Annotated in this window: 25 protein-coding genes; 23 read left to right on the top strand and 2 right to left on the bottom strand. The window is 39.1% G+C overall.

The genetic code is table 11. The features are described from left to right. Nucleotides 1–20: 20 nt before the first annotated feature. The 5 genes from JJN12_RS10015 to JJN12_RS09995 all read left to right on the top strand — a co-directional run bounded on the left by JJN12_RS10015 (nucleotide 21) and on the right by JJN12_RS09995 (nucleotide 5,518). Nucleotides 21–1,823 carry an extracellular solute-binding protein gene (locus tag JJN12_RS10015; RefSeq protein ID WP_208429546.1) on the top strand — a complete coding sequence of 601 codons (1,803 nt, stop codon included), beginning with the start codon at nucleotides 21–23 and terminating at the stop codon, nucleotides 1,821–1,823. A gap of 91 nt (nucleotides 1,824–1,914) precedes the next feature. After that, nucleotides 1,915–3,297: a glycoside hydrolase family 32 protein gene (locus JJN12_RS10010; protein WP_208429545.1), complete on the top strand. Its 1,383-nt coding sequence runs from the start codon at nucleotides 1,915–1,917 to the stop codon at nucleotides 3,295–3,297. A gap of 349 nt (nucleotides 3,298–3,646) precedes the next feature. Further along, nucleotides 3,647–4,006: a GntR family transcriptional regulator gene (locus tag JJN12_RS10005; protein WP_208429544.1), complete on the top strand. Its 360-nt coding sequence runs from the start codon at nucleotides 3,647–3,649 to the stop codon at nucleotides 4,004–4,006. 16 nt (nucleotides 4,007–4,022) lie between these two features. After that, nucleotides 4,023–4,721: an ABC transporter ATP-binding protein gene (locus JJN12_RS10000; protein ID WP_208429543.1), complete on the top strand. Its 699-nt coding sequence runs from the start codon at nucleotides 4,023–4,025 to the stop codon at nucleotides 4,719–4,721. Continuing rightward, nucleotides 4,715–5,518 carry a hypothetical protein gene (locus tag JJN12_RS09995; protein WP_208429542.1) on the top strand — a complete coding sequence of 268 codons (804 nt, stop codon included), beginning with the start codon at nucleotides 4,715–4,717 and terminating at the stop codon, nucleotides 5,516–5,518. Before JJN12_RS10000 ends, JJN12_RS09995 begins: the two co-directional genes overlap by 7 nt. 78 nt (nucleotides 5,519–5,596) lie before the next feature. Here the strand turns inward: JJN12_RS09995 and JJN12_RS09990 are convergent, their stop codons facing one another. Beyond that, nucleotides 5,597–7,012, bottom strand: coding sequence for a phosphohexomutase domain-containing protein (locus JJN12_RS09990; protein ID WP_208429541.1), 1,416 nt, complete (start codon nucleotides 7,010–7,012; stop codon nucleotides 5,597–5,599). Between the two features lie 186 nt (nucleotides 7,013–7,198). Here JJN12_RS09990 and JJN12_RS09985 point away from each other — a divergent pair, with 186 nt between their 5' ends. From JJN12_RS09985 to JJN12_RS09930, 13 genes are all read left to right on the top strand, one after another. Next, nucleotides 7,199–8,236 (top strand): ABC transporter substrate-binding protein, encoded by a 1,038-nt coding sequence (locus tag JJN12_RS09985; protein WP_208429540.1) that lies wholly within the window; start codon nucleotides 7,199–7,201, stop codon nucleotides 8,234–8,236. Between the two features lie 94 nt (nucleotides 8,237–8,330). Continuing rightward, nucleotides 8,331–9,395, top strand: coding sequence for an ABC transporter ATP-binding protein (locus JJN12_RS09980; RefSeq protein WP_208429539.1), 1,065 nt, complete (start codon nucleotides 8,331–8,333; stop codon nucleotides 9,393–9,395). Beyond that, nucleotides 9,388–11,034: an ABC transporter permease gene (locus tag JJN12_RS09975; RefSeq protein ID WP_208429538.1), complete on the top strand. Its 1,647-nt coding sequence runs from the start codon at nucleotides 9,388–9,390 to the stop codon at nucleotides 11,032–11,034. The genes JJN12_RS09980 and JJN12_RS09975 overlap by 8 nt, the downstream gene beginning before the upstream one ends. An 8-nt stretch (nucleotides 11,035–11,042) precedes the next feature. Beyond that, on the top strand, nucleotides 11,043–12,743 hold the full coding sequence (locus JJN12_RS09970; protein ID WP_208429537.1) for a cache domain-containing sensor histidine kinase: 1,701 nt from the start codon (nucleotides 11,043–11,045) through the stop codon (nucleotides 12,741–12,743). Further along, complete coding sequence (locus JJN12_RS09965; protein ID WP_208429536.1) at nucleotides 12,736–13,515, top strand: response regulator transcription factor; 780 nt, start codon at nucleotides 12,736–12,738, stop codon at nucleotides 13,513–13,515. Before JJN12_RS09970 ends, JJN12_RS09965 begins: the two co-directional genes overlap by 8 nt. Further along, nucleotides 13,515–14,120: an HAD family hydrolase gene (locus tag JJN12_RS09960; RefSeq protein ID WP_208429535.1), complete on the top strand. Its 606-nt coding sequence runs from the start codon at nucleotides 13,515–13,517 to the stop codon at nucleotides 14,118–14,120. The genes JJN12_RS09965 and JJN12_RS09960 overlap by 1 nt, the downstream gene beginning before the upstream one ends. A gap of 66 nt (nucleotides 14,121–14,186) precedes the next feature. Further along, complete coding sequence (locus JJN12_RS14730) at nucleotides 14,187–14,267, top strand: DUF6219 family protein (protein ID WP_408610927.1); 81 nt, start codon at nucleotides 14,187–14,189, stop codon at nucleotides 14,265–14,267. Between the two features lie 235 nt (nucleotides 14,268–14,502). Continuing rightward, nucleotides 14,503–15,339 carry a PRD domain-containing protein gene (locus tag JJN12_RS14505; RefSeq protein WP_208429534.1) on the top strand — a complete coding sequence of 279 codons (837 nt, stop codon included), beginning with the start codon at nucleotides 14,503–14,505 and terminating at the stop codon, nucleotides 15,337–15,339. A 44-nt stretch (nucleotides 15,340–15,383) separates the two neighbouring features. Further along, nucleotides 15,384–15,854: a PTS sugar transporter subunit IIA gene (locus JJN12_RS09950; RefSeq protein WP_208429533.1), complete on the top strand. Its 471-nt coding sequence runs from the start codon at nucleotides 15,384–15,386 to the stop codon at nucleotides 15,852–15,854. A gap of 12 nt (nucleotides 15,855–15,866) precedes the next feature. Then, a complete protein-coding gene (gene ptsP, locus JJN12_RS09945) occupies nucleotides 15,867–17,489 on the top strand; it encodes a phosphoenolpyruvate--protein phosphotransferase (RefSeq protein WP_208429532.1) in 1,623 nt (540 codons plus the stop codon). Between the two features lie 14 nt (nucleotides 17,490–17,503). After that, nucleotides 17,504–17,767, top strand: coding sequence for an HPr family phosphocarrier protein (locus JJN12_RS09940; protein WP_208429531.1), 264 nt, complete (start codon nucleotides 17,504–17,506; stop codon nucleotides 17,765–17,767). 43 nt (nucleotides 17,768–17,810) lie between these two features. Then, complete coding sequence (gene nagE / locus JJN12_RS09935) at nucleotides 17,811–19,259, top strand: N-acetylglucosamine-specific PTS transporter subunit IIBC (protein WP_208429530.1); 1,449 nt, start codon at nucleotides 17,811–17,813, stop codon at nucleotides 19,257–19,259. A gap of 107 nt (nucleotides 19,260–19,366) precedes the next feature. Next, complete coding sequence (locus JJN12_RS09930) at nucleotides 19,367–19,666, top strand: hypothetical protein (protein ID WP_328706801.1); 300 nt, start codon at nucleotides 19,367–19,369, stop codon at nucleotides 19,664–19,666. A gap of 111 nt (nucleotides 19,667–19,777) precedes the next feature. Here the strand turns inward: JJN12_RS09930 and JJN12_RS09925 are convergent, their stop codons facing one another. Beyond that, nucleotides 19,778–21,139 (bottom strand): citrate/2-methylcitrate synthase, encoded by a 1,362-nt coding sequence (locus tag JJN12_RS09925; RefSeq protein WP_208429529.1) that lies wholly within the window; start codon nucleotides 21,137–21,139, stop codon nucleotides 19,778–19,780. Nucleotides 21,140–21,476: 337 nt separating this feature from the next. On the opposite strand from JJN12_RS09925, the gene JJN12_RS09920 reads away from it, so the two are divergent. From JJN12_RS09920 to JJN12_RS09900, 5 genes are all read left to right on the top strand, one after another. Then, a complete protein-coding gene (locus tag JJN12_RS09920) occupies nucleotides 21,477–22,310 on the top strand; it encodes a MetQ/NlpA family ABC transporter substrate-binding protein (RefSeq protein WP_208429528.1) in 834 nt (277 codons plus the stop codon). A gap of 234 nt (nucleotides 22,311–22,544) precedes the next feature. Continuing rightward, nucleotides 22,545–23,510, top strand: coding sequence for a methionine ABC transporter ATP-binding protein (locus JJN12_RS09915; protein WP_208429527.1), 966 nt, complete (start codon nucleotides 22,545–22,547; stop codon nucleotides 23,508–23,510). Further along, entirely contained in the window at nucleotides 23,510–24,145 is a 636-nt protein-coding gene (locus JJN12_RS09910; protein WP_208429526.1) for a methionine ABC transporter permease, read from the top strand. Before JJN12_RS09915 ends, JJN12_RS09910 begins: the two co-directional genes overlap by 1 nt. 131 nt (nucleotides 24,146–24,276) lie before the next feature. Then, nucleotides 24,277–25,305 (top strand): 3-deoxy-7-phosphoheptulonate synthase, encoded by a 1,029-nt coding sequence (locus JJN12_RS09905; RefSeq protein WP_208430378.1) that lies wholly within the window; start codon nucleotides 24,277–24,279, stop codon nucleotides 25,303–25,305. 208 nt (nucleotides 25,306–25,513) lie between these two features. Beyond that, the gene (locus JJN12_RS09900; RefSeq protein WP_208429525.1) at nucleotides 25,514–26,623 is read left to right on the top strand and encodes an FAD:protein FMN transferase; all 1,110 of its coding nucleotides are present in this window, start codon (nucleotides 25,514–25,516) and stop codon (nucleotides 26,621–26,623) included. Nucleotides 26,624–26,632: the final 9 nt, after the last annotated feature.

Below are 26,632 nucleotides of genomic sequence, written 5' to 3'. Positions count from 1 at the left end.
AGAGTAAAAAGGAGAGAAGAATGAAAGGAAAAAAATTATTATCAATGTTAACCTGTATGACACTTGTAGTAAGCTTGTTATCAGGTTGTGGTGGCAACGCTGACAGTAAAAAGGACTCAGGAAGTGCCGCTAAGAGTGCTGCTTCGGGAAGTACAGCATCAGGAAGCACAGCGTCAGGTGAGCTTACAGCTGAAGAAAAGGAAGCTGTAGATGCAGGTATCATCAACTTGGATGGGACTCTGCCTATAATCAAGGATCCTAAGGCCTTTGAAGAAAAATATGGCAAGATATCTATGCTTCTTGTTAACTCTGCAGATAGAGTAGTTGCTCCGGGCGAGCTTGCGATGGTTAAAAAGTGGGCTGAGGATACAGGTGTAGAATTTGACTGGAAGCCTATTCCTGGTGAGGGAGCACAGGAGAAGATAAACCTTATGTTAGCTTCAGGTGATGACCTTCCGGATGTGTTCTGGAATTTTGGTGATGGTAAGTCCGGCAATATTGTAGTTCAGTATGCAGACCAGGATATTTTCATTCCTACTGAGAATCTTATAAACAACTATATGCCTAGTGTAAAGAAGATACTTGACGCTCATCCTACTTACTGGACAGAGATTAAGGCTCCTGATGGGCATACTTACGGGTTCCCTTATATAGAGGAAATGTATGGACTTGTACTTACAGGTGGACCTCTTCTTATTAACAAGAACTGGCTTGATAAGGTGGGTAAAAAGGTACCTACTACCGTTGATGAGTGGGTAGACTGCCTCAAGGCTTTTAGAGATGGTGGCGATCTTAATGGCAATGGTAAGGCTGATGAGATTCCTATGGCTACTTGGTTTGGTGCAAATGATACCTTCGGTTCTTACAACATGTTCTATCGTTTTACGGGTGCATTTGGTCAGGCAGACTCATACTGTGGTGGTAATGCTTATGCCGACCACTTAAGACTTATAGACGGTAAGGTTACATTTACTGCTATGGATCCTGCATTTAAGGATACAGCAGCCTTCTTCAATATGTTAAATAAGGAGAAGCTTATTTGGAATGGCTCTTTTGAATCAGATGCAAGTGCAGCTTATCAGTCATCTCTCATCAAGGAAGATGTAGCAAGGATAGGATGCTTTGGTACCTGGACAGATCAGGAAATAAGCAATCTTGACGTACATGATGAGTATGTGGCTGTTCCTAGACTTAAGGGAACAAAGGGCAGCACAGGCTTTGAAAATAATTATTCAGAGCTTCAGGACTCTTCTGATACAGCGATTACAACAAGTTGTAAATTCCCACACGTAGTTGCGAGATTTGTTGATTATATGGTAGGAGATCCTGCAATATCCATTCAGTCTAACTGGGGAGCAGAAGGCTACAACTACAAGAAAGATGATAAGGGAGTTCTTAGAACACCTCTTGATGATAAGGGAAGATATGTTGCTCAGACAGAGTATAAAAACTTCGGTGAGGCTCGTGTAAATTCAACACCTTGCCGTGGCTCTATGGTTGTTCTTAATGAGTACTATGATAAAGTAGCAGGATATGCTTATGATGCTGTTCAGCTCCTTGAGAATCAGAAGGTAAACGGTAAAGAGGAAATAATGAAGGAATACGAGACTATTCCAAGAGTACTGATGACTACCGAAGAGCTTTCGAGACTTGCACAGATTCAGCCTACTATCTCAGATATAGTTGACAGATATATCAACCAGTGGGTAACTGGCGGTGTTACTGATGATAATTGGAATTCATATCTTGAAGAACTTAAGGCTGCAGGTGTAGAAGAACTTGTAAGCATCTACCAGACAGCTGTAGACAGAACAAGCAAGTAGTGTCAGACTGATGTAAAATATCATTATTGTAATCATTAAGGGTTGTCAGGTAAAACTTGTCTGATAACCCTTTTTTAAGAAAGGAATATCTATGGGAAAGGATTTTAGACCGAAAGTTCATTTTACTGCACCAAAAAACTGGATTAATGATCCGAATGGAATGGTATATCTAAACGGTGAGTATCACCTCTTTTACCAACATTATCCTGATGCAGCCAACTGGGGACCTATGCACTGGGGGCATGCGGTGACGAGGGACTTGATACACTGGGAACATAAGCCCATAGCGCTATATCCTGATGAACTGGGCTATATTTTCTCTGGTTCCACAGTCTATGATAAGGAGAATATATCCGGCTTTGGAAAAGAGGGAAAGCCTCCTTTGGTTGCGGTTTATACAAATCACTCTCTTGAAGGAGAGGAGGTTCAGAGTATAGCATACAGCACAGACTACGAGCACTTTGAAAAATACTATGGGAATCCGGTCGTGGTAAATGATGAGAAAAATGATTTCAGAGACCCTAAGGTATTTTACAATCCTATAATGAAGGGATATAGCTTTGTGGTTGCAGGCGGAGAAGAAGTGGATTTTTACTTTAGCCGCAATCTGAAAGATTGGAGGAAAACAGGCTCCTTTAAGGCAGGAGTTAATGGCTTTGGCGGTATCTGTGAATGCCCTGATTGTTTTCCGATAGAGACGGAAGCAGGCACTAAGTGGGTGCTTATAGTCAGTATTATTGTTCCAAAAGATAAAAAGGGGAAACCATTGGCAGAAGGCGGGCACTTTATGAGCCACGTGACTCAGTATTATATCGGGGACTTTGATGGTTCTACATTTGTAGATACTGAAAAGTTTAAAGAGCCTTTGATGCTTGACTTTGGAACTGATAATTATGCGCCTGTAACCTTCCAGAATCTAGAAGAAAAGGTGACTATGGGGTGGGCTGATAACTGGGCCTATGCAAATGAAACTCCTAGCACTGAATTTAGGGGTAAGATGACATTAGCCAGAAAGGTAGAAATGGTTAAGACAACAGAAGGTTTGAGGCTTAGATCTATTCCTCAGGGTATTGACAGGTACAAAACTTCAAGGCGTGAGATAGGGAAAGACTTCAGACTTGGCACGGATTGCTTTGGTCTTTTGCTGGAAGGTAAAGGTAAAGCAAGGCTTTGTAATGAAAGTGGAGAAGAGATAATAGTTGAGATTGCTGATAACGAAATTATCCTTGATAGATCAAATGCAGGATTGAAAGAGTTTAATAGTGTTTTTGCTAGCGAAGAATACAGTATATTAAGGGCAAGAAGATTAGACTGTACGAATAATAAGACTGAAATAATATTTGATACAGCTTTCATTGAAGTCTTTGCTGACGGTGGTCTCATACCTATGTCAGCCTCTGTATATCCTAATAATCCTTATGAAAAGATAGTGATTGATGGTGATTTAAGGGCAGAGTTTTACGAGATTTGTTAATATTAATCCATATGCATTTCGATAATATTTGACGCTTGTATTATTAAATGAAAATTAAATAAGAGAAGGATTAAAAGATACCATGTCACTGATGATGTGGTATCTTTTTTGCGCTAACAATTTTAATTCATTTTTTTGTTAGAGAGTAGATTGTAAGTTTTATTATTTTTCTAAAATAGGTATTGAAGGCATAAAAACGGATGGATAGGTCTTTGTAGTGTGATATTTATAACGAATATAAAAAATATTTAAAAAACTTCTTGACAGAAACGTATCAATGTGATACTGTATTAAGTACATAATACAACAAGACAAAAATACAGCTGTAAAAATAGAAAGGAGGTTCCGGATGGCTTGGGTATTGGATGAAGGATTACCTATCTATCCTCAGCTTATGAACGAAATAAGGCGAAGGATAGTTACTGAGGTGTACAAGGCAGGAGATAGAATACCCTCAGTGCGAGAGCTTGCTGCAGAAGCTGAGGTAAATGCAAATACAATGCAGAAGGCACTAAGTGAACTTGAAAGGGAGGAACTCCTAGTTACTATGAGAAGTACAGGAAGAACAGTTACTGAAGATGTGGAGAAGATTAAGAGCACCAAAAAGGCTATGGCCGAGAGTGAGATATCAAGGTGTATGATCTATATGAAGGAACTTGGCTACAGCATGGAAGAGATACAAAGCTTAATAGCCGAATACAAGGCTTAAGAGAAAGGAATGTAAAATGGGAAATATAATAGAGTGTAAGTCACTTACAAAGAGATATGGAAGAAAGGTTGCTCTTAATGAAATCAACCTAAACTTTGAAGAGGGTAGGATAGTAGGCCTCTTAGGACCTAACGGAAGCGGCAAAACTACTTTAATTAAGCTTCTAAACGACCTCCTCACTCCTACCTCAGGAGAACTAAGAATAGATGGGGATTTACCGGGAATACACACAAAGTCAGTGGTTTCATATCTTCCTGATAAGGACTACCTTGGAGATGAAATGAGTTTTAATGAGTGTACAAAGCTTTTTGCAGATTTTTATGCTGACTTTGACAGGGAAAAAGCACTTTCAATGCTTGCAAGCTTAAACATAGACCCAAATCAGAAGTTTAAGTTCCTTTCAAAGGGAAATAGAGAAAAGGCACAGCTCATCCTCGTTATGAGCAGGGCTGCAAAGGTATATGTACTTGATGAGCCTATAGCAGGCGTGGATCCTGCCGCAAGAGACTATATCCTTAGAACAATACTAAATAACATCAATCCTGGTGCAACTGTAATTATAGCTACCCACCTTATATCTGAGATAGAGAAAATCCTTGATGATGTAGTATTTATCAAGGAGGGAAATATAGTACTAAGTGACAGTGCAGAGAATATAAGGGAAAAAGAAGGAAAATCCATAGACGGATTATTTAGGGAGGTATTCGCATGTTAGGCAAATTAATTAAAAATGAATTCAGAAATATAGGAAGATTACTTTTATTAATCAATATTATCATTCTTGGTATGCACCTGCTTTCAATAGTATTTGAGAGTGTTTACAATTCGGGAGTGTTGAGTGGAACTGTATTCCAGACGATGTTTGGAGCGTTTGGAGCAATATACATCTTTTCTATAATAGCGGTAAATATCATCATATTTATAATTTTTGCCGTAAGGTTTTACAGAAAAGTCTACTCTGTTGAAGGCTATCTCACTCATACTCTTCCTGTGAAGAAGTCGTCCATTTACATAGCAATCCTTACTTCTTCAAGTGTTGGTGCACTTATAACCGCAGTAGTAAGCCTAGTTTATCCTCTTACCAGAATTGGAAATGAGTTTATTCTTGCAAATAAGGTTGAGTTAAGTGATTTAGTTCATCTATTTACAATGAAGAACATAACAGGGTACACAGCCTTCCTTCTGGCAGTAGGAGCTATTCTTTCGGTAATTTCGGCCTTCGCCCTCATCTTTCTCTGTATATCCATCGGACAGAACTGGAAGGCTCATCCTATACTTGGCTCTATACTTGCATACTGGGGAATTACAACAGCATTGCAGATAGCCGGAGTGATAGTGCTTGTATCTCTTGCAAACTCAGAACTTGCACAAACAATATTTGGCGTAGACAGACTTCCGGGAGATGTGATAAACGCCCTGTCATACTGTGGAATAGCAGCAGAGGTTATCGGAATAGCAATTATGTCTGCTGGCAGTGTATTTGTAATGAAGAGAAAACTTGATTTACAGTAAATGCTTCTCACATAATAGCAAAAGCCCTCTATGCTGCTTTCGCATAGGGGGCTTTGAACTCTAATAAACTATTTTTATTTATATCTTTTCATCTTCCTTGATATCAAGCAAGTCTTCCATCATTTTTACATATTCGTCTGTCTTATCACGGCTGCCTGCTTCTGCAAATATTCTAAGAACAGGCTCTGTACCGGAGAATCGTGCTATAATCCAGGAACCATCCTTAAATAATACCTTAAGCCCATCTGCATAATAAGCTTTTTCTATATTTTCGTATGCAGGTATTTTTTCTTCTTCAAAAAGCATTTTAACTAAATTAGCCTTTTTTTCAGGAGTGAATCTGTAGTCATTTTCGCTAAAATAAAAGGTGCCAAACATTTCTTCAAGTTCTTTAGCCAAGGTATGAATGCTCTTCTTTGTCACACATATCATCTCAATGAGCAACGCAGCTGCATATATACCGTCTTTTCCACCTATATGTCCCTTTACGGTAAGTCCGCCACTTGATTCGCCACCTATTATGGCATCGTACTTTCTCATGTTTTCAGATATATACTTAAAGCCTACATTGGATTCTATACATTTTTCACCGTATTTTTCAGCGATTTTATCAAGCATATGTGTGGTGGCGATGTTTCTTACCACAGCACCCTTCCAATGCTTGAACTCCAGAAGATAGTAGTACAAGAGGCAAAGCAGGGTATTAGGATGAATGAAATTGCCTAGCTCATCAATTATTCCTATGCGGTCTGCATCGCCGTCTGTAGCTACTCCAAGATTGTACTGCTTTTGTAGTACAAGGTCCATAAGCCTGTGGAGGGAAGCTGAAGCAGGGCTTGGAAGCCTTCCGCCAAAGAGAGTGTCGTGCTGTCCGTTTATTATAGTGGTTTCACATCTTACGCTTGAAAGCAATGTTATAAGCGCACTTTCAGAAACTCCATACATAGGGTCTATAGCTATTCTTAAATGGGCATTTCTTATGGCATCCACATTTAACGAATTTAAGATGGAATCAATATAATCATTGAAAGGATGGATTTTTTCAAACAAATTACTGTGCTCGACTTCATAAAACTTCCTGGTATTATTTAGCTCTTCCTCTGAAACGTTGTTTGCAATTTCAGATAATCTGTCAGTTGTTTCTAAGGGAGCATCATTACCGTCTGAAGTAAATATCTTTATGCCATTGTAAATGGCAGGATTGTGGCTTGCAGTTATGGCAACTCCAAAATCGGCTCCCATTAGCTTGGTAGCAAACATAATGAGAGGGGTAGGTGAAGAGCCGTCAATGAATAAAGACTTAATATTGTGGCTTGCCAAAGCCTCTATGAACCAAAAGCAGGCTTCCTTAGACAAGAATCTTCTATCATAACCTATAACTACTTTTTTTACTTCCTTCATAGAACTTAAGGCATGCGCTACTCTATGTATATTTTCTCTTGTAAACTTATCACCTATTATTTCGCGCCAACCGCCTGTTCCAAACTGAATCATTTTCCATCCTCCTTGTATATTATTACTAAAGTTTTGATTTATGTATGTAATTAATTTATATCAGAAAGATATTGATTTTCAAGAGATTGCAGAATTTTAAACAAAAATGCAAATTTAAATACTTGTTAGATAAATAATATTCTGATAAGCTGAAAATATAAAAAATGCACAAACGGAGGAAGAAAAATGAAAAAAATTTTTACATCTTTAATGAGCCTTGCACTCGTTGCTTCGCTCACAGCTTGCTCAGGTGGATCTACAGCAAAGACTAGCCAGACAGCTTCAGGCAGTTCCGGCTCAGGTAACTCAATCACCGTTTATTCACCTCACCCTGCAGAAACCATCAACCTGTTAGTTCAGGAATTTGAAAACAAGACCGGAATTAAGGTGGATATAGTTGCAGCAGGTACAGGAGAACTCCTTAAAAGAGTTGAATCAGAAAAAGACAATCCTTTAGGTGATGTGCTCTGGGGCGGAGGAGCAGAGTCTTTACAGGCTTATGCGCAATACTTTGAGCCTTACAAGTCAAGCGAGTTAGAAAATATCGATCCTAAGTACTATGCAAAAGACAATACCTGGACAGGAGAGAGTCCTCTTCCGATGGTTCTTCTTTATAACACCAACCTTGTATCTGATGAGAATGCCATAACCTCTTGGAAGGATATACTTAAGCCTGAATTTAAGGGCAAGATAGCTATGGCAGATCCTGCAAAGAGTGGTTCAGCTTATACAATTCTTGTTACCATGCTTACAGCATACAAGGCAGAGAATGACGGCTGGGATTTTATCAAAAAATTCTATAGCAATCTTGACGGCAAGATTTTGTCAAGTTCATCAGGTGTATACAAGGGAGTTGCAGACGGAGAATACGCTGTAGGACTTACACTTGAAAAAGAGGCTATAAAGTATGTAAATGCAGGCTCACCGGTTAAGATGGTTTATCCAAGTGAAGGAACATCTGCAGTTCCTGATGGTGTAGCTATTATTAAGGGTTCAAAGAATATTGAAAATGCAAAGAAATTCGTAGACTTTGCCTTAAGCAAGGAAACACAGTCCATTATGAGCACTCAGCTTAGCAGAAGATCTATAAGAAATGACGTTGAAGCACCTAAGGGACTTGGACCTTTATCAGACATTAAGCTTGTTGACTACGACTTTGACTGGGCATCTGCCAACAAAGAAGACGTGCTTAATAAGTGGAAAGACGTACTTATTGGAAAGTAAATATAATTAGCTTTTTATTATATGAGATAATTTAAGCTGCTGTAGGATGTCTGACAAGATATTTTACGGCAGCAATTTTAAAGAGGAGAAATGCATGAGTACAACTGTTAAAATTGAAGACGTAACTAAAAAGTATGGAGATTTCACGGCCATTGATAAAATGAATTTTACCATAAAGGATGGTGAATTCTTTACACTTCTTGGGCCTTCAGGCTGCGGCAAGACCACCCTCCTTAGGATGATAGCGGGCTTTAATACCATAGAAGCGGGCAATATATATTTTAACGATAAGATTATCAATAAAACCCCTGCGAATAAACGTGATATAGGAATGGTATTTCAGAACTATGCTATTTTCCCTCATCTTAGCATTTATGAGAATGTTGAGTATGGACTTAAACTAAGAGGAATACCAAAGGCAGAGAGAGAAAAACAGATAGAAGAAGTTCTTAAAATAGTCCGCATAGAGAATCTTAAGGACAGAATGCCTGATAAGCTCTCAGGTGGTCAGCAGCAGAGAGTTGCTCTTGCAAGAGCTATTGTAATCAAACCTAAAATCCTACTTATGGATGAACCTCTGTCCAATCTGGATGCAAAGCTTCGTGTGGAGATGCGTACCGTAATTAAAAAAATACAGAGACAGCTTAATATTACAACTGTCTATGTAACACACGATCAGGAAGAGGCTCTTGCTATCAGCGACAGGATTGCGGTTATGAACAAGGGTTATATTATGCAGCTTGATACTCCAACCAGAATATATCAGAAGCCTGCCAATACCTTTGTTGCAGATTTTATTGGTATATCTAATATTCTAGAAGCAGAGGTAAAGGGCGAGAATGCACTTAGAATAGATGGTTATGAATTTAATGCAAACTTTAAGGCAGGTGACGGTAAGGTTAAGGTATCCGTTAGGCCTGAACATGTAAGAATCTCTGAAGATTTAAGCAGAGGAATAGTGGGAAATATAATTCTGTCTACATTTTTAGGCGATTATGTATACTACGAGATACAGCTTGATAACGGAGAGATTATAGAAGCCCATGAATATGCTGAGAACACACAGAATATAAGAGAAGAAGGAAGGGTAGCAGTTACCTTTGATACAGATAACATCTCTATATTTGACATAAGTGGGGAGGCAAGACTAAATGGATAAAGGGATAAAATTTGATTTTTGGTTTATATGCCGCATCGTTATCTTTGTGCTGTTTGCATTATTCCTTATGTACCCATTTATCACGCTTTTCTCAAAGAGTGTGATTGGCTCTGATGGGAATTTTACCTTAGAGAACTTTGCTACATTTTTTCAGTATGAATATTATTACAGTACCCTGATGAGGTCGCTTACTGTTTCTGTGCTTACTACAGTTTTTGCGGTATTTATCGGTGTGCCACTGGCTTATGCGTTTTCCAGATATAAGATATATGGCTCAAAGATAATAAATGTAATGATAATAATGTCACTTATGTCTCCACCTTTTATAGGTGCATATTCCTGGATTATGTTACTTGGTAGAAACGGAGTAATCACAAAGGGACTCAATGTACTGGGAATTAATTTTCCTTCTATCTATGGATTTTTGGGAATAATCCTGGTATTTACTTTGAAGCTCTACCCATATATCTTCCTCTATGTGGCAGGTGCACTTAACAGCATAGACTCATCACTTGAAGAAGCCAGTGAGAATCTGGGTGCAAGCAGGCTTAGAAGATTATTCACTGTGACATTTCCAGTGATAAAGCCTACCATCTTTGCAGGCGCAATCATGGTGTTTATGTCAAGTCTTGCGGACTTTGGTACTCCGATGCTTATAGGTGAGGGGTATAAGGTTCTTCCGGTTATGGTTTATGAAGAGTACATGAGTGAAACAGGTGGAAATGCTGGCATGGCGAGTGCACTCAGTATTATCATCGTGTTATGCTCTCTTACGGTTCTTTTAATACAGAAATTCATCGTAAGCCGTAAAAACTATACAATGAGCGCGCTAAGACCACCTTCAAAGAAGGATTTGCCTAAGCCTAAGAAAATTGCTTTGTCATTACTCTTGTTTGTCTTTGCGTTTATAACATTTTTACCACAGGTTGTAGTTATTGTGACCTCATTTATCAACACAAATGGACCTGTATTTACGGAAGGCTTTGGACTGGAGAGCTATAAGAGTATTTTCTTTAAGCTTGGACACAATATAGTAAATACTTTTACATTTTCAACTATTGCAATTTTTGTTATAATACTTTTAAGCGTACTTATTGCATTTTTAATAACAAAGAGACGTGGAAAGTCAGCAACAATAATGGACATACTTGTAATGTTCCCATATGTTATTCCGGGTGCGGTGCTTGGTATAAGCTTACTTATAACCTACAATAAAGGACCTATCCTCATAGCAGGAACACCTTTGATTTTGATAATAGCATACATAATAAGAAAGATGCCTTATACGGTAAGGTCTTCAAGTGCTATATTACAGCAGATAGACAGCAGTGTGGAAGAGGCTTCCATAAGCCTTGGAGAAACGCCTATGAAGTCTTTCTTTAAGGTGACTGTAAGGATAATGATGCCGGGTATAGTGAGTGGAGCAATTCTTAGCTGGATAAGCACCATCAATGAATTAAGCTCCAGTATTATGCTTTACACAGGGAAAACAGCTACCATATCAGTTGCCATATATACTGAGGTAGTAAGGGCGAGCTTTGGAACGGCGGCAGCACTTGCAAGTATACTCACAGTAGCGACTTTGCTTTCTTTCGTGCTTTTCAACATAATAAGTAAGGGTAAAGTATCAGTAGTATAGGAGCAAATATGTTTAGAGAAAAAATCCCAAATAAAAGTTTTAGGAGATATATAACGGTTTGGATATTAATCTTTGCCTTTATCATCATAATACTTTTTGGGATTTTTTCTCTTTTATATTCAGGCATTTCCAGTAAAATGTATGGAATGAAGCATATAGAGGAGATTCTCCACATAGCCGGAGCTTTGTTTGAAGACTCCTTAGCAGAGTCGAAAAGTTATCTTGACATGTTAGCTGATGACGAGGATGTGAAAAAGGCGGTTAATGGAGGGAATAGCGGCTCTAAAGTTTTAGGAGATAAAGTCTATGGTGGACTTGGGAATAAGTATAAATACATTGCAGTACATATACTAAGTATAGACGGTAAAAGAAAGTACTCCACTGATGAAATACCTGCAATGTATGATATAGAGAGTTTTGGAGAGTGGGGTGTGCTAAAGAGCGCAAGAGAAGGAAAAGACGATGTTATAATTCCAAATATGTATATGTGGGAAGACGGGAAAACCAATGCATTTTCACTTACCAGAAGAATATATGATAAAAATGAAATCGTAGGCTTCATCATCGTGGACTTTTCAAGAGAATATATTGAGGAGCTATTCAAGGGTTTGGATTCAAGCTACATAGGTATGTTAAAACTTGCGGTTTTCTCGGAAAATGATTCTGAGATATATAATGATACCTACTTTCAGGGGAAAAATGTGAGGATTAATTCTCTTTATTTTGAAAAATATAAAAAGGAAATAGAGAAGACCTATACCTATTCTACATATAAAACTAAAAATGTTATTTTAATGGGGTTTTTGGGAAATGAATATGTGAAGGCAGATACAAAGATGGTGTCTGCAACTGTACTTACAGCCCTTGTGACCACTCTGGCAATTGCCTTTGTGATTGTGAGCATACTTGCGGGAAAAATTGTTGAACCTATTAATATGCTTGCAAAAAAAGTGATGGATATGGATCACAAAACATCTATACCGACAGATGCAAGTAATGAAATAGAAGAAATACAGAATATAGAAAATGCCTTCTATAATTTACTAGGAAGAATAGACAAATACCACAAAGAGGATATTGAAAAAAGAGAGTTGCTTGAGAAAATCGAAGTTAAGGCATTGCAGTCTCAGATAAATCCACATTTTTTGTATAATACCCTAGACTCTATAAAGTGGGAAGCAAAGTTAAATAAGGTGGACAAGATAGCGAAGATAGTTACTGAGTTTGGCAATATACTTAAGGCAAATATGAATTTTAATGAAACTACAGTCTCTGTTGAGGATGAGCTGGGGCTGGTAAAAAGCTACCTTTATATTCAGATGGAGAGATATAAAGACAGATTTGAATTTAAGCTTAATGTGCCGGAAGATATGTATGACTATCATATTCCAAAGCTACTTCTTCAACCAATAGTTGAAAATGCTATTATACATGGAATGGAGCTTATCATAGAAAAAGGAGTTGTAGAAATAACAGGCCGCAAAGAAGGAGATAATCTTATATTCAATGTGAAGGATAACGGAAATAACTTTGTGGGAGACTTTGATAAAATAGTGAATGATATAGACAGCAACAGCATAGGACTTTATAATGTAAATAAAAGAATTAAACTCTATTACGGTGAGGAATATGGGCTTAGTCTTATAAGTGATGACTGTACCAATATTCAAATTAAGATAAAAAAGGATATAAGGGATAATAATGTATAGAATTGTGGTTGTTGAGGATGAGGAAATAGTTAGAAAAGGCCTGGTAATAACTACAGATTGGGAAAGCTATGATTGTCAGGTCATAGGAGAGGCAAAAAACGGTGGAGAAGGTCTTAGCCTTATAACCAAGCTGAAGCCGGACATAGTTATTACTGATATAAGGATGCCTGTAATGGACGGGTTACAAATGATTGAAAAGGTCTATGAGACTTACATGCCTGTTACAATCATGATAACGGCCTTTAATGAATTTGAGTATGCAAAAAGAGGAATAGATTTAAGCGTAAGCGACTACCTCTTAAAGCCTTTTGATGATGGCCAGTTAGATAAGGCACTTAAAAGAGCCATAGAAAAGGTAAATAATAATATTTTACTTTGCAGTGTAAATAAAGAGACGGACAAAGCTGCTCTGATGGAAGAGATAGATAAGAAACTGAGACTTACCGTCAACTCAAAGCATAGCAATATCATTAAAGCAATTGAGTATATCAAAGAAAACTATATGAAGGAGATAAACATACTATCTACCTCAGAGTATTTGAAGGTAAGTGAAAGCTATTTAAGTCATTTATTCAAAAAGGAGACAGGCTATACCTTTGTGGAAATACTTACTCTCACAAGGCTTAAAAAAGCCTGTAAGCTGCTTAAAGACCCACAGACCAGAGTGTCTGAAGTGGCTTATATGGTAGGATATAGAGACCAGAGGTATTTCGGCAATATATTTAAGAAACATTTTGGAGTCACACCCAATTATTATAAGGAGAGAATGTAATGTATAAAAATATGTTATTTGACATGGGAAACGTAATTATGGATTTTTCACCTGATTATATTCTGTCTATGTATACCAAGGATGTTAAGCTTATTAACTACTTGAAGTACAAAATCGTCTACACCCGTGCCTGGGCAGATGCGGATAAGGGAGTGCTAAGTGAGGAAGAGGTATACGAAGAAATCATAAAAGATTTGGAGGAAAAGTATCATCCGCTTGCAAAAGATGTACTTTCAACCTGGTATGTGCATAAGACGGAGAGCAAAGAGATGCTTGAACTTATGAAGGACCTTAAAAATAAGGGATATAAGCTATACCTTTGTTCAAATGCGGCTGAGTCTTTTCATAAATACGAAGATAAGATAGAAGCCTTTAAGATATTGGATGCAAAGATAGTGTCTGCCGATATCAAGGAAGTAAAGCCTGACAGGGCTTTTTTTGACTATGTACTAAACACCTATAACCTAAAGGCAGAGGAATGCTTTTTCATAGATGATTTGGCAAATAATGTAAAAGGTGCCTACGAATGTGGGATAGACGGCTATCAGTATAATGGTAATGCAGGACTTTTAAGGAAGTTTATGGAGAGGGTTGGAATATTGTAGTTGGCAAAACTACAGCTCTCTGCTATAATTAAGGGTGTAAAATCAACCACTAAAGGAGGAAGAGATATGAAAAGTCATAAGTTTTGGGCAATAGCAACCTGTATTTGTTTTATATTAACTATGTATACAGGATATAAACATAAATAAATTAAGCTAAATTTGTAGAAATATCTCAGAAAAAACCGTCAAAATATAAAATATTGACAAAGGTGCTAATCCGTAGTATACTCGCTTTATAAATATTGACGGATTGTTACCGAGAGGGCAAAACCAAATTTTACGGACAAATGATTGTTTGTCTGTGAGGTTTGGCTTTTTTATGTTATAAGGAATTTCTACAAAATCCCTATAACATAAAAAACTCATACAATGGAGAATCGATGTGATTATAGAAGGAATTATTAATAATAATGTTGTCAGCTCAAAAGATGATGAAGGTAAAGAAGTAGTTGTAATGGGTAAGGGGATCGGCTTTGGGAAGAAAAAAGGCGATACTCTAAACGAAGCTGACGCAGACAAAATATTTACTATAGAAGATGAGGAAGTCCTTAGGCGGTTTAAGGACTTGCTCACAGGAATTCCGCTTGAGTATCTTCAGGTATCAAACGAAATTATTTCTTATGCCAAAGAAAGGCTTGATACTGAGCTTCATCCTAATATTTACCTTACGCTTACTGACCACATAAGCTTTGCCATCAGGAGGATAGAAGAGGGACAAGTCTTTCCTATCCCTATGGAAAATGAGATAAGGCGTTTCTACCCTTTAGAATACAGCATTGGAACACAGGCGGTTTCACTTATTTATGAAAGACTTGGTTATAAGCTGCCTGTAGATGAGGCTGCGGCCTTAGCCATACATTTTGTAAATGCAGAATTCAATATCAAGGTAAGAGATACTTGGATAATCACCAAGATGATGGGAGATATCCTTAACCTGCTTCTAGCTGAGTTTGAGGGCTTAAGTAAGGAATGTGTTGAAGTAGACAGCTTTGTGACAGGGCTTAAGCTTCTTAGCTACAGGTTAGTCATGGCATATCCAATTAAGGAAAAGGGAGATGAAAAGCTCCTGAGATTTATAAAAGAAAACTATCCTAAAGAATGGAACATGGCAGTGAAGGTCAGTGATTTTGTTGCAATGGAGTACAAACGAAGATTTACAGAGGAAGAAAAGCTTTATTTTGCAATTCAGTTAAAGAGAATAAACGACTTGTTTAGTTAAATGGTAAAGGCAGGATAAGGTGTCCTGCACTGAAAGGAGAATTTATGTTTTTTAAGAAAAAAGAACTTGAGATTGTATCGCCTGTAAAGGGCAAACTTATAAGTATCAAGGATGTACCTGATATAACCTTTAGTGAGGAAATGGTAGGCAAGGGAGTGGCGGTTATACCTGAGGAGAACGAGCTTTACTCTCCTGTATGTGGGACCGTTACCACCGTATTCCCAACTTCACACGCTATAGGCCTTACCACAAAGGACGGCATAGACATACTTTTACATATAGGACTTGACACCGTAAACCTTAAAGGTGAGGGCTTTGATGTAAAGGTAAAAGAAGGAGATGAGGTTAAGGCTGGTGATTTGCTGGTGGTTGCAGATTTTGAAAAAATCAAGCTTGCTGGCTACAGACTTGAAACTCCTGTTATCATATGCAATCCGGAACAGTGTAAGAAGCTTACATACACTAAGCCTCAAGCTGTAAATAAGGGTGATGTAATCATCAAATACCTTAAATAATCGGAGGAGATTATGAGAGAGTTTAGCGGAAATGTGGTGTCTAACGGAGCTGTTTTTGGTAAGATAGCGGTCTTTGGCGGTGATGAGTACGTGCCTGAAGAGAAGGAGGTTGAGGATACAGACAAAGAACTGGCCAGGCTAAATGCAGCTCTTGATGAAGCAAAATCCGAGCTTGAAGGGCTATATGAAGAGGCTATAGATAAGGTTGGAGAAGAGAATGCACTCATTTTTGACATCCATAAAATGATGCTTGAGGACCTTGATTATACCGAAAATATCCAAAATCTTATAAATGAAGACAGGCTTTGCGCTGAGTATGCGGTCTTTGAGACAGGAAAGGTGTTTTCCAAAACCTTTGCAGACATGGATGATGACTATATGAAGGCAAGGTCAGTGGATGTACTTGATATATCAAACAGGGTCATAAGAAAGCTTACAGGCAAGGCTGAAGCCACGCTTGAAGGTGATGAGGCGGTCATCATTTTGGCTGAGGATCTGACTCCGGGAGAGACTATAAATATGGATAAATCAAAGGTATTGGCCTTTGTTACAAGGAAGGGCTCGTCGAGCTCACACACAGCCATACTTGCAAGAAGTCTCGGTATCCCTGCGCTTGTGAAGGTTGATTTTGGGAGTGTGGCTCTAACTGAACTTGAAGGCAGGGAGGCAGCAGTAGATGCTGTAAATGGCAAACTGTATATAGAGCCTGACTTCAAAGCTAAAGAGGCAATAGACAAGCTTATAAAGGAATTAAACCTTGAAAATGTCCTGCTTTCAGAGCTTAAGGGAAAGGAAAATGTAACTCGTGATGGCAGAAAGATAGAGATATTTGCCAATATCGGAAGTGAAAACGACGTAGACAGAGTTATAGAGAATGATGCAGGAGGAATAGGACTATTTAGAAGTGAATTCCTCTATCTTGGAAGAAGTGAAGCGCCTAGTGAAGAAGAACAGTTTGCAAGTTATAAGGAAGTTGTAGAGAGGCTTGACGGGAAGAAAGTCATTATCAGGACGCTTGATATAGGAGCCGACAAAAAAGCCAGCTATCTTGGGCTTAGCGAAGAAGATAATCCTGCGCTTGGATATAGGGCAATAAGAATCTGCCTTAATAAAAAGGACTTATTTAAGACCCAACTAAGGGCGATATTTAGGGCATCTGCATTAGGAAATGTTGGGATTATGTTTCCTATGATAACCTCGGTGGAAGAAGTAAAGAGGATAAAGATAATTGTTGACGAGGTGAAGGAGGAGCTGATTGCTCAGGGTGTAACTATTGGCAATCCCGAACTTGGTATAATGATAGAGACTCCTGCAGCAGCACTAATCAGCGATGAGCTGGCAAAAGAGGTTGATTTTTTCAGCGTGGGAACCAATGACCTTACCCAGTACACCCTTGCCATAGACAGGCAGAATGAGAATCTGGCAGAGTTTTATAATCCTCACCATAAAGCCATCCTTATGCTTATTAAGATGGCCTGTGACAATGCCCATAAAAACGGGATATGGGTAGGTATTTGTGGTGAACTGGCAGGTGACACAGCACTTACAAGGACTTTTGTGGATATGGGAATAGATGAGCTCTCTGTATCTCCTACAAAGGTGCTTTCGCTTAGAAAAGCAGTAAGAAATATATAAGGAAGGAGGAGAATATGAAGAAGATAAATTATACCGTAGTCGCAGAAGCCGGCATACATGCAAGGCCCGCGGGACTTTTGGTAAAGCAGGCAGCCTCATTTAAGAGTGATATCAAGCTTCTAAATGAGGAAAATGGCAAAGAAGCTGACCTTAAAAGGCTGATGGCGGTTATGGCTCTTGGGGTAAAACAGGGCAACAGAATTGTTGTAACTGTAGAGGGAGAGGATGAAGATGAGGCGTATACAGTACTTGAATCCTTCCTTAAGGAGAACTTTTAATTAAATATTTCTTTGGGTTAATAAAGAAAGGGGAACAAATATTATGATGAAGTATTTGCAAAAATTAGGCCGCTCGTTGATGTTACCTGTTGCCTGCCTTCCTGTAGCGGGAATTCTTATGGGTATAGGTTACGCACTTTCACCACATGTTATGCAGGGTGGTGATATCACAGGAACAGTTGAAATCTTAGGTTTCTTTTTAATCAAAGCAGGTGCAGCCCTCATTGACAATATGTCCTGGCTCTTTGCTATAGGTGTTGCAGTTGGTATGGCTGATGATAAGGACGGTACAGCAGGACTTGCGGGTCTTGTATCCTGGCTTATGATAACTACACTTCTTTCATCAGATGCAATCGCGATAATGACACAGGCCAAAGCAAATGTAGCTTTTGGTAAGATTCAGAATCAGTTCATAGGTATTTTAGCGGGTATTATAGGCTCAGTTTGCTACAACAAGTTTAAGAACACAAAACTTCCTGATGCGCTTGCATTTTTCTCAGGAAAGCGTTCAGTGGCAATAGTTACAGCCATGGTATCAGTAGTGGTATCAGGCATACTCTTCTTTATCTGGCCTGTAATTTACGGTGGGCTCATTGGCTTTGGTAAGTCAATAGTAAGCCTTGGTGCAGTAGGAGCAGGTATCTACGCATTCTTTAACCGTCTCCTCATTCCATTTGGACTTCACCACGCACTTAACTCAGTATTCTGGTTTGATGCGGCTGGTATCAACGACCTTGGTAACTTCTGGGGAAATACCGGTACAGCAGGAACTACAGGTATGTATATGTCAGGCTTCTTCCCTTGTATGATGTTTGGTCTTCCAGCGGCTGCTTTTGCGATGATTCGTTCAGCTAAGCCTGAGAAGAAGAAATATGCAGTGTCACTCTTAAGCGCAGCAGCTATATGTGCATTTATCTGCGGTGTTACAGAACCTTTCGAATTTGCATTTATGTTCCTGGCACCGGGTCTTTACTTAATCTACGCCATCCTTTACGGTGTATTTACGGTAATTACTGTGGCAGTTGGATTTAGAGCAGGCTTTTCATTCTCAGCAGGTCTTACCGACCTTGTATTTAGTTCACAGCTTCCACTTGCACAAAAGACCTGGCTCATCATTCCTTTGGGCATAGCAGCGGCTATCGTATTCTATGCGGTATTTAGATTTGCTATTGTTACATTTAACCTTAAGACACCGGGTAGAGAAGATGATGCTGACAATGCAGAAGAGATGAAGGCAGTTCTTGCAAATGGTGACTTTACAGAGGTTGCAAAGATAATCCTTGAAGGACTTGGTGGAAAGGAAAATGTAACTTCAGTTGATAACTGTATTACAAGACTTAGAATTGAAGTTAGGGACTATACCGCAGTTGATGAGAAGAAGATTAAATCAGCCGGTGTTGCAGGTATTATAAGGCCTAGTAAGACTTCCGTTCAGGTTGTAATCGGACCTAAGGTTCAGTTTGTAGCTGATGAGGTTAACAGACTTATGTAATTGACTTTAGCTATAAATAGTTGTATCATGTTAGACATTACTATAATACCTTTGGATGAACTTGCAGGTATTGTTAGGAAAGCTAATATTATACAAGGAGAAGAGAAATGGAATTATTGAAGGTTTATGATACTGTAAACAAAACTACAGTAGAGCTTGATGAACAGGGGCTTATCGACACTTTAATCGCAGGCAGACAGGTGGATGTATTTCTTAAAGCAGAAAAGACAGATCCTGACGGATATATGACCTGGAATGAAGAGCACTGGACATCAGTTTCTGACAAGAAGTTTGTACGTTATTACTCAATTAATGGACGTCTTTTAGGCGAATATACAGGCCATAATATCTATGACCTAAAGAATGAATTTAAGCCTTATGAGGCGGTTAAGGTAGAGCTTAGCTAAGCAATATATCAAAGCATAATAATAAAAAGAGGCTGTCAAGCAGAGGTTAGATTGACAGTCTCTTTCTTTGGGCTGTGCCCGGTATCTGTATGCCATTTACACAAGTGTGCTTCATGACCTGTCCTTCATTAGCACGTAAGGCTTAGTATCCTGAACACTTACATAGGCAGGTCTTATTATCTTGTCGGTGTTTATAAGCTCCTCAAGCCTGTGTGCACTCCAGCCGGTTATCCTTGCACAGGCAAAGATAGGGGTATAGAGCTCAGGAGGAAGACCAAGCATATGATATACAAGACCGCTGTAGAAGTCGATATTGGCGCTTACTCCCTTGTAGATATGTCTCTCCTCACCAATTATCTTAGGTGCAAGCCTTTCAACCATACTGTAAAGCGCATAGTCAGCATCATTTCCCTTAGATTTTGCAAGCCTTTCCACATAGCCCTTGAAGATATTTGCTCTCGGGTCAGAGATTGAATAAACCGCATGTCCCATACCATAAATAAGCCCCTTTTTATCAAAGGCCTCCTTGTGGAGAAGCTTTCTAAGGTATAAGCCGACCTCTTCTTCGTCTTTAAGGTCTTTCACATTTTTCTTTAGGTCTTCAAACATACCCATAACCTTGATATTTGCACCACCATGCTTAGGACCTTTAAGGGAGCCGAGAGCTGCGGCTATGGCTGAGTATGTATCCGTACCTGAGGATGTTACTACATGTGTAGTAAAGGTAGAGTTGTTACCACCGCCATGCTCCATGTGTAGTACAAGGGCGAGGTCGAGTACGGTAGCCTCTATAGAGGTATATTTTTTATCAGGACGGAGAAGCCTTAGTATATTCTCAGCCGTAGAAAGCGACTTCTCAGGATGATGGATGTACAGGCTCTTTCCATTGTTGTAGTGATTGTGGGCATGGTAGCCATATACCGAAAGCATTGGAAAGACAGCTATGAGGTTGAGGCATTGGCGCATTACATTTGAGAGTGAAATATCGTCAGCAAGAGAGTCATAGGAATAAAGAGTAAGCACACTTCTTGCCAAAGTATTCATCATGTCCTTGCTTGGAGCCTTCATAATGACATCCCTTACGAAATTGCGGGGGAGTGCCCTCTGATGTGCAAGCTCCTTTATAAAGTCAGTAAGCTCTACTTCTGTAGGAAGCTTACCGTAGAGCAGGAGATAGGTCATCTCTTCAAAGCCAAAGCGCTTCTCACCTATAAAGCCGTCAGTAAGCTCGTGTATATCTATACCACGGTAATACAGCTCGCCTTCACAGGGAGTTTTAACTCCGTCTACCATCTTAAAAGAGTTGATGGTTGATATCTTGGTAAGTCCTGCCCTGACCCCGGCACCGTTTATGTCACGGAGCCCGCGCTTAATGTCAAGCTCCTTGTATAAATCTGCATTGATTCTTGAGTTCTCAAGACAAACTTCGGTAAGTCTTTCTATTCCCGGTGTAATACTTAGTTTATAAGCCAATAGACTACCTCCTTTTCCCCAATTCTGTATAACATAATAGTAAATAGAACAGCAAAACGCTTGTAGCAAGTGTATGTGTGATGATAAATTTTCATCATTATACACGAAAACGCCAACTATGTATATGAAAATGAATTTGATATAACTAAAATCTATAACAAAGTATTGATTTAATGTATTTGTAATATCAAAACTTTTAGTATAGAATAAGTCACACAGAAAGCAAATGAAAAATAAAAAAGAGGTTTGTAAGGATTGAAAGAGTAAAGCTCTAACAATCCAGTATCTGTGAAAGCCGATTAAAGCGGCAAAACTTAAAGAAAAGAGGAGAAAATATATGAAGAAGAATGGTGTTAAAAAATTAGGTGCTTTAGTTCTTTCAGGAATTCTAGCAGTATCACTTGTAGGTTGTGGAGCAGCAGGTGGTGCCAAGAGTGATGATAAGGAAATATCTATCGGTGTAACCCCTGTTCCTCATCAGGAGATAGTTAAGGGTGCTGTAGTACCTATCCTTGAGAAAGAAGGATACAAGGTAAAGGTAGTAGAGTTTAACGACTATGTTCAGCCAAACACAGCTGTTCAGGAGGGCGAGCTTGATGCCAACTACTATCAGACAACCAGATATATGGAGAATGATAACAAGGAAAGAAAGCTCAATCTGGTATCAATAGCAGAGATTCACCTTGAGCCTATGGGACTTTACTCAAAGAAAATCAAGGATATCAAGGAGTTAAAGGATGGCGCAACTATAGCTATACCAAATGATGGTTCAAATGAGTCAAGAGCACTTGCTCTCTTAGCTGATAACGGGCTTATCAAGCTTAAGGAGACAGAAGACCTTTATAACCTTACAAGCATTGAAGAGAACTCTCATAACTTCAAGTTCTCAGAGGTTGAAGCAGCGAGCCTCCCTGTTACCTTAAGTGATGTGGATGCAGCCGTAATCAACGGTAACTATGCGCTTGGTGCAGGCCTTAATCCTAAGAGTGACTCCCTCATCCTTGAAAGCACAGACTCAGCATCTATCAAGCAGTACTTCAATGACTTAGTAGTAAAGAGCGGAAACGAGAACTTAGAGAAGATTCAGGCTCTTAAGAAGGCGTTTACTTCTGATGACGTAAAGAAGTTTATTGAAGAGAAGTATCAGGGTTCAGTAATCCCTGCATTCTAAAAATAAATAAAACCCATATCGGGTACATATGAAGATAGGTTATGCTTTCACCGTATACTATTCCTAATGGAAGGGGTAAGTAGGGAAGGTGTGACCTATCTATATGATTTTTTATTATGAATACTGTACAAGGGTTTTTAGAAGCAAAGAGATGTCAATCCTGTATCACGTATTGATACGAGATTTTGACGGCTTTGTCATATTGTTATGCTATATAAGAGAGATGGAGAGAAAATGATAACAGTTGAACATTTGGAGAAAAACTACGGGGAAGTGAAGGTGCTTAGTGATGTGAGCCTCAACATCGAAGATGGCACAGTCTACGGCATAATAGGGCATAGTGGAGCAGGTAAATCTACCCTTCTTCGCTGTCTTAACGGTCTTGAGAAATTCAGCTCGGGAAGCGTACAGGTTCTTGGCAGAAAAATAGAGGAGCTTGATACTGCAAAGATTAACAGCCTAAGAAAAGAAGTCAGCATGATATTTCAGAACTTCAACCTTCTTTCACGTAAAAATGTGTATGAAAATGTGGCTCTGCCTCTGGTATTTGAGGGGAAGAAGGAAAAATCTCCTGAGGTAAGGGAGAGAGTTACTAAGATGCTGGAGCTCGTGGGTCTCTCTGATAAAACCTATAAGAGGCCTTCAGAACTTTCAGGTGGACAGAAGCAGAGAGTAGCCATAGCAAGGGCACTAATCCTTAATCCCAAGGTACTTCTATGTGATGAGGCAACCTCAGCCCTAGACCCAATGACAACCAGGGAAATCCTTGATTTACTTAAGCATATAAATAAAGAGCTTGGAATTACCATCATAGTTGTAACTCATCAGATGGACGTAGTTAAGCAGATCTGTGAGAGAGTAGCCTTCCTTAAAGACGGTAAGATGGTGGCAGAGGGAAGGCCTGAGGATATTTTCATTAATCCTGACAAGAATGTGAAGGCATTTCTTGGAGAAAACCTTGATATGCTTCCAAGTGGCGGCATAAATATGCATATTTTCTTTGACAATGAAACTGCTGATAAGCCTGTGATTGCTATGATGGCAAAGGAACTTGGAGTGGAAGCCTCTATTATATGGGCTAGGCTTGACGATTTTAGGGGAACTGTGCTTGGAAGTCTTACTGTTCAGATAAAGGAAGAGGAGAAGGACAAGGTCTTTGCCTTCCTTAAAGAACAGGGTGTGAAATGGGAGGTAATCTGATGTTAGATATTATACTTAAAGCCTGTGGAGAGACACTTTACATGAGTTTCTTTGCCACATTGTTTGCTGTGATTTTAGGCTTCATACCGGCGGGCATCCTTACCTTAACTGCCAGCGATGGGCTTAAGCCCAATAAGGTAGTGTACGGTGTACTGGATTTTGTTGTAAATGTATTTAGAAGTTTTCCTTTCATCATACTTATGGTTATTCTGATACCCATAACAAGGTTTATAGCTGGGAAGGCGATAGGAACAACGGCTGCAATTGTACCTCTTACTATAGCCACCATACCTTTTGTAGCAAGAGTAATAGAAACAGCCATGAGAAGCGTAGATAAGGGAGTTATTGAGGCTGCAAAGAGTATGGGAGCGACTGATATGCAGATAGTGACCAAGGTAATCATAAAGGAAGCAATCCCAGGTATAATCTCTGGAATTATCTTAACATCCATATCAGTAGTAGGATACTCTGCTATGGGAGGAGCCCTTGGTGCCGGTGGACTTGGTGACGTGGCTATCCGCTATGGCTATCAGGCTTGGAATATAAATTATCTTGTTATTACAAGTTTGATTTTGGTTATATTCGTACAGATTATCCAGTTTGCAGGTAATAAGATATATAACAAACTTTCATAGCAGAAGATTTGCTTTAGCATAATAAAGCACTATACAATTCCTGTAAGTTATAGTAGAATAAATCTCAACCTGTTGTTGTATGAACAAAGGGTTGAGATATTTTTATGATATGGCAGGAAAATGATATGGAGATGAATATGAATTTTAAGAGGAAATTACCTGTACCAAAAGAACTTAAGGAAGAATATCCTATTACAGAGGAAATGGGAGAGATAGTTAAGAAGAGGGATAAGGCTGTAAGTGACATAATCACAGGAGAAGATGACAGGATGCTTCTTGTGATAGGACCTTGTTCAGCTGACCACGAAGATCCTGTTATAGACTATATATCAAGACTTGCCAAAGTTCAGGAAAAGGTAAAGGACAAGATATTTATCGTGCCAAGAATATATACCAACAAGCCTAGGACGGTCGGCACAGGCTATAAGGGCATGCTCCACCAGCCTGATCCTGAGAAGGGTGAAGATATGCTAAAAGGTGTAATAGCTATCAGAAATCTTCACATAAGGGCAATTCGGGATACGGGCTTTACCTGTGCAGATGAGATGCTTTATCCTGAAAATCACAGATATCTTTCGGATGTATTAAACTATGTTGCAATCGGTGCAAGGAGTGTGGAGAATCAGGGACACAGGCTTACAGCCTCAGGTATAGAAGGAGCAGTAGGAATGAAGAATCCTACCGGAGGCGATTTAACAGTCATGATGAACTCTGTGGTAGCTGCACATAGTGCACATACATTTCTGTATAGAGGCTGGGAGGTAGAGTCAACAGGCAATCCTCTTGCTCATACCATACTCCGTGGTGCGGTAGACAAGTATGGTAGAAACATACCTAACTATCACTATGAAGACCTTCAGGAAGTAATAAGGCTCTATGCAGAGCGTGACCTTGCAAACCCTGCAATAGTGGTAGATACCAATCATTCCAACTCTGGAAAGCAGTTTATGGAGCAGATTCGTATAAGCAAGGACGTACTTCACAGTAGAAATGTATCAGCGGACATAAGGAAGATAGTAAAGGGACTAATGATAGAGAGCTATATTGAAGATGGCAGCCAGAAAGAAAATGAACATGTCTACGGCAAGTCTATTACTGATCCTTGTTTAGGCTGGGAAAAAACCGAAAAACTTATTTATGAATTAGCAGATATGTGGTAGAATACACTACAAATGTAGAAAGCATGAAAATCTTTAAGAGCGGGAGCGTGGTGAGGTTTTCATGCTTTTTACACGCAAACAATATGAGAGCGTAGTCATTTTGCAAGGTAAGATGGGCATATAACTTTCACGTAAACCACATGAATGTGCAGGCAGCTACTTCGCAAAATGAGCATATACACAGAAAAAAGTGGAGTTTAAGTTTAATATGAATATTGTTCCAAGAAAAATTTCGCACTTATTACTTCTTATTACGGTCATGGTTTTAGCCTCCTGCGGTAAGCAGAAAGACAAAATAGAAGGGAACGGTATATTAGAGACTAAAAGCAAAGAGATGAGCAGCCAAAGTAAAGCTTCAGATTTAGAAAAAAGTGAAGCTTCAGAAAGTGAAATATTTGCGCTTGATACTGCTATAACTCTTAAGGTTTATGGAAGTAAAAGAGTGGAGGTACTAAAGAAGCTTGAGGATAAAATTAACGAACTTGATGATATGCTTAGTACAGGCAAAGAAACCAGTGAGGTATCAAGGCTTAACAGGAGTGGGGAGGCAGTGCTGTCTCCGACTATGGCTAATCTTATAAAGAGGTCTAAAGCTATCTATAATAAGACAGACGGACTCTTTGACATAACCATATACCCGCTTATGGAACTGTGGGGATTTTCTACCAAGAACTACAAAGTCCCATCAGGAAAAGAAATATCAGAGAAACTTAAGCTTGTTGGCTTCGATAAAATTGACTTTAACGAAGAAACAAGGAAAATATCATTTAAGAATAAAGGCATGGAGATAGACTTTGGTGGAATAGGTAAGGGATATATTACTGATGAACTGGTTAAAATATTGACCGATGAGAAGGTTGAATCAGCCATCATCAACTTAGGGGGCAATGTATTCGGATTTCGTAAAAAGCCTGATGGCTCACTTTGGAATATCGCAATAAGGGATCCTAATGAGCCTGATAAGTACATGGCAGCAATTAGGCTTGAAGATAGTGCTGTTATTACCTCAGGAGGCTATGAGAGATATTTTGAAGAAAATGGGATTATATATCACCACATCCTGGACCCGAGGACTGGCAAGCCAAGCGATAGCGGGCTAAAGTCAGTCAGCATAATAAGTAAAGACGGGACCTTGGCAGATGCACTTTCTACAAGCCTCTTTATAATGGGTGAGGAGAAGGCGATAGGATACTGGAAGGAAAACGGCAATGATTTTGACATTCTGCTTATGACAAAGGATAACAGGCTCCTTGTAAGTGAGGGAATTAAAGATAAGATTATATCAGACAATTACAAGATAGAGGTAATAAACAAATAAATTAGTTGA

It is taken from the genome of Catonella massiliensis (assembly GCF_016651435.1).
Lineage (GTDB): Bacteria > Bacillota > Clostridia > Lachnospirales > Lachnospiraceae > Catonella > Catonella massiliensis.
Note: the sequence above shows the minus strand (reverse complement) of the source record. Positions and strands in the feature narration are given on the sequence as shown.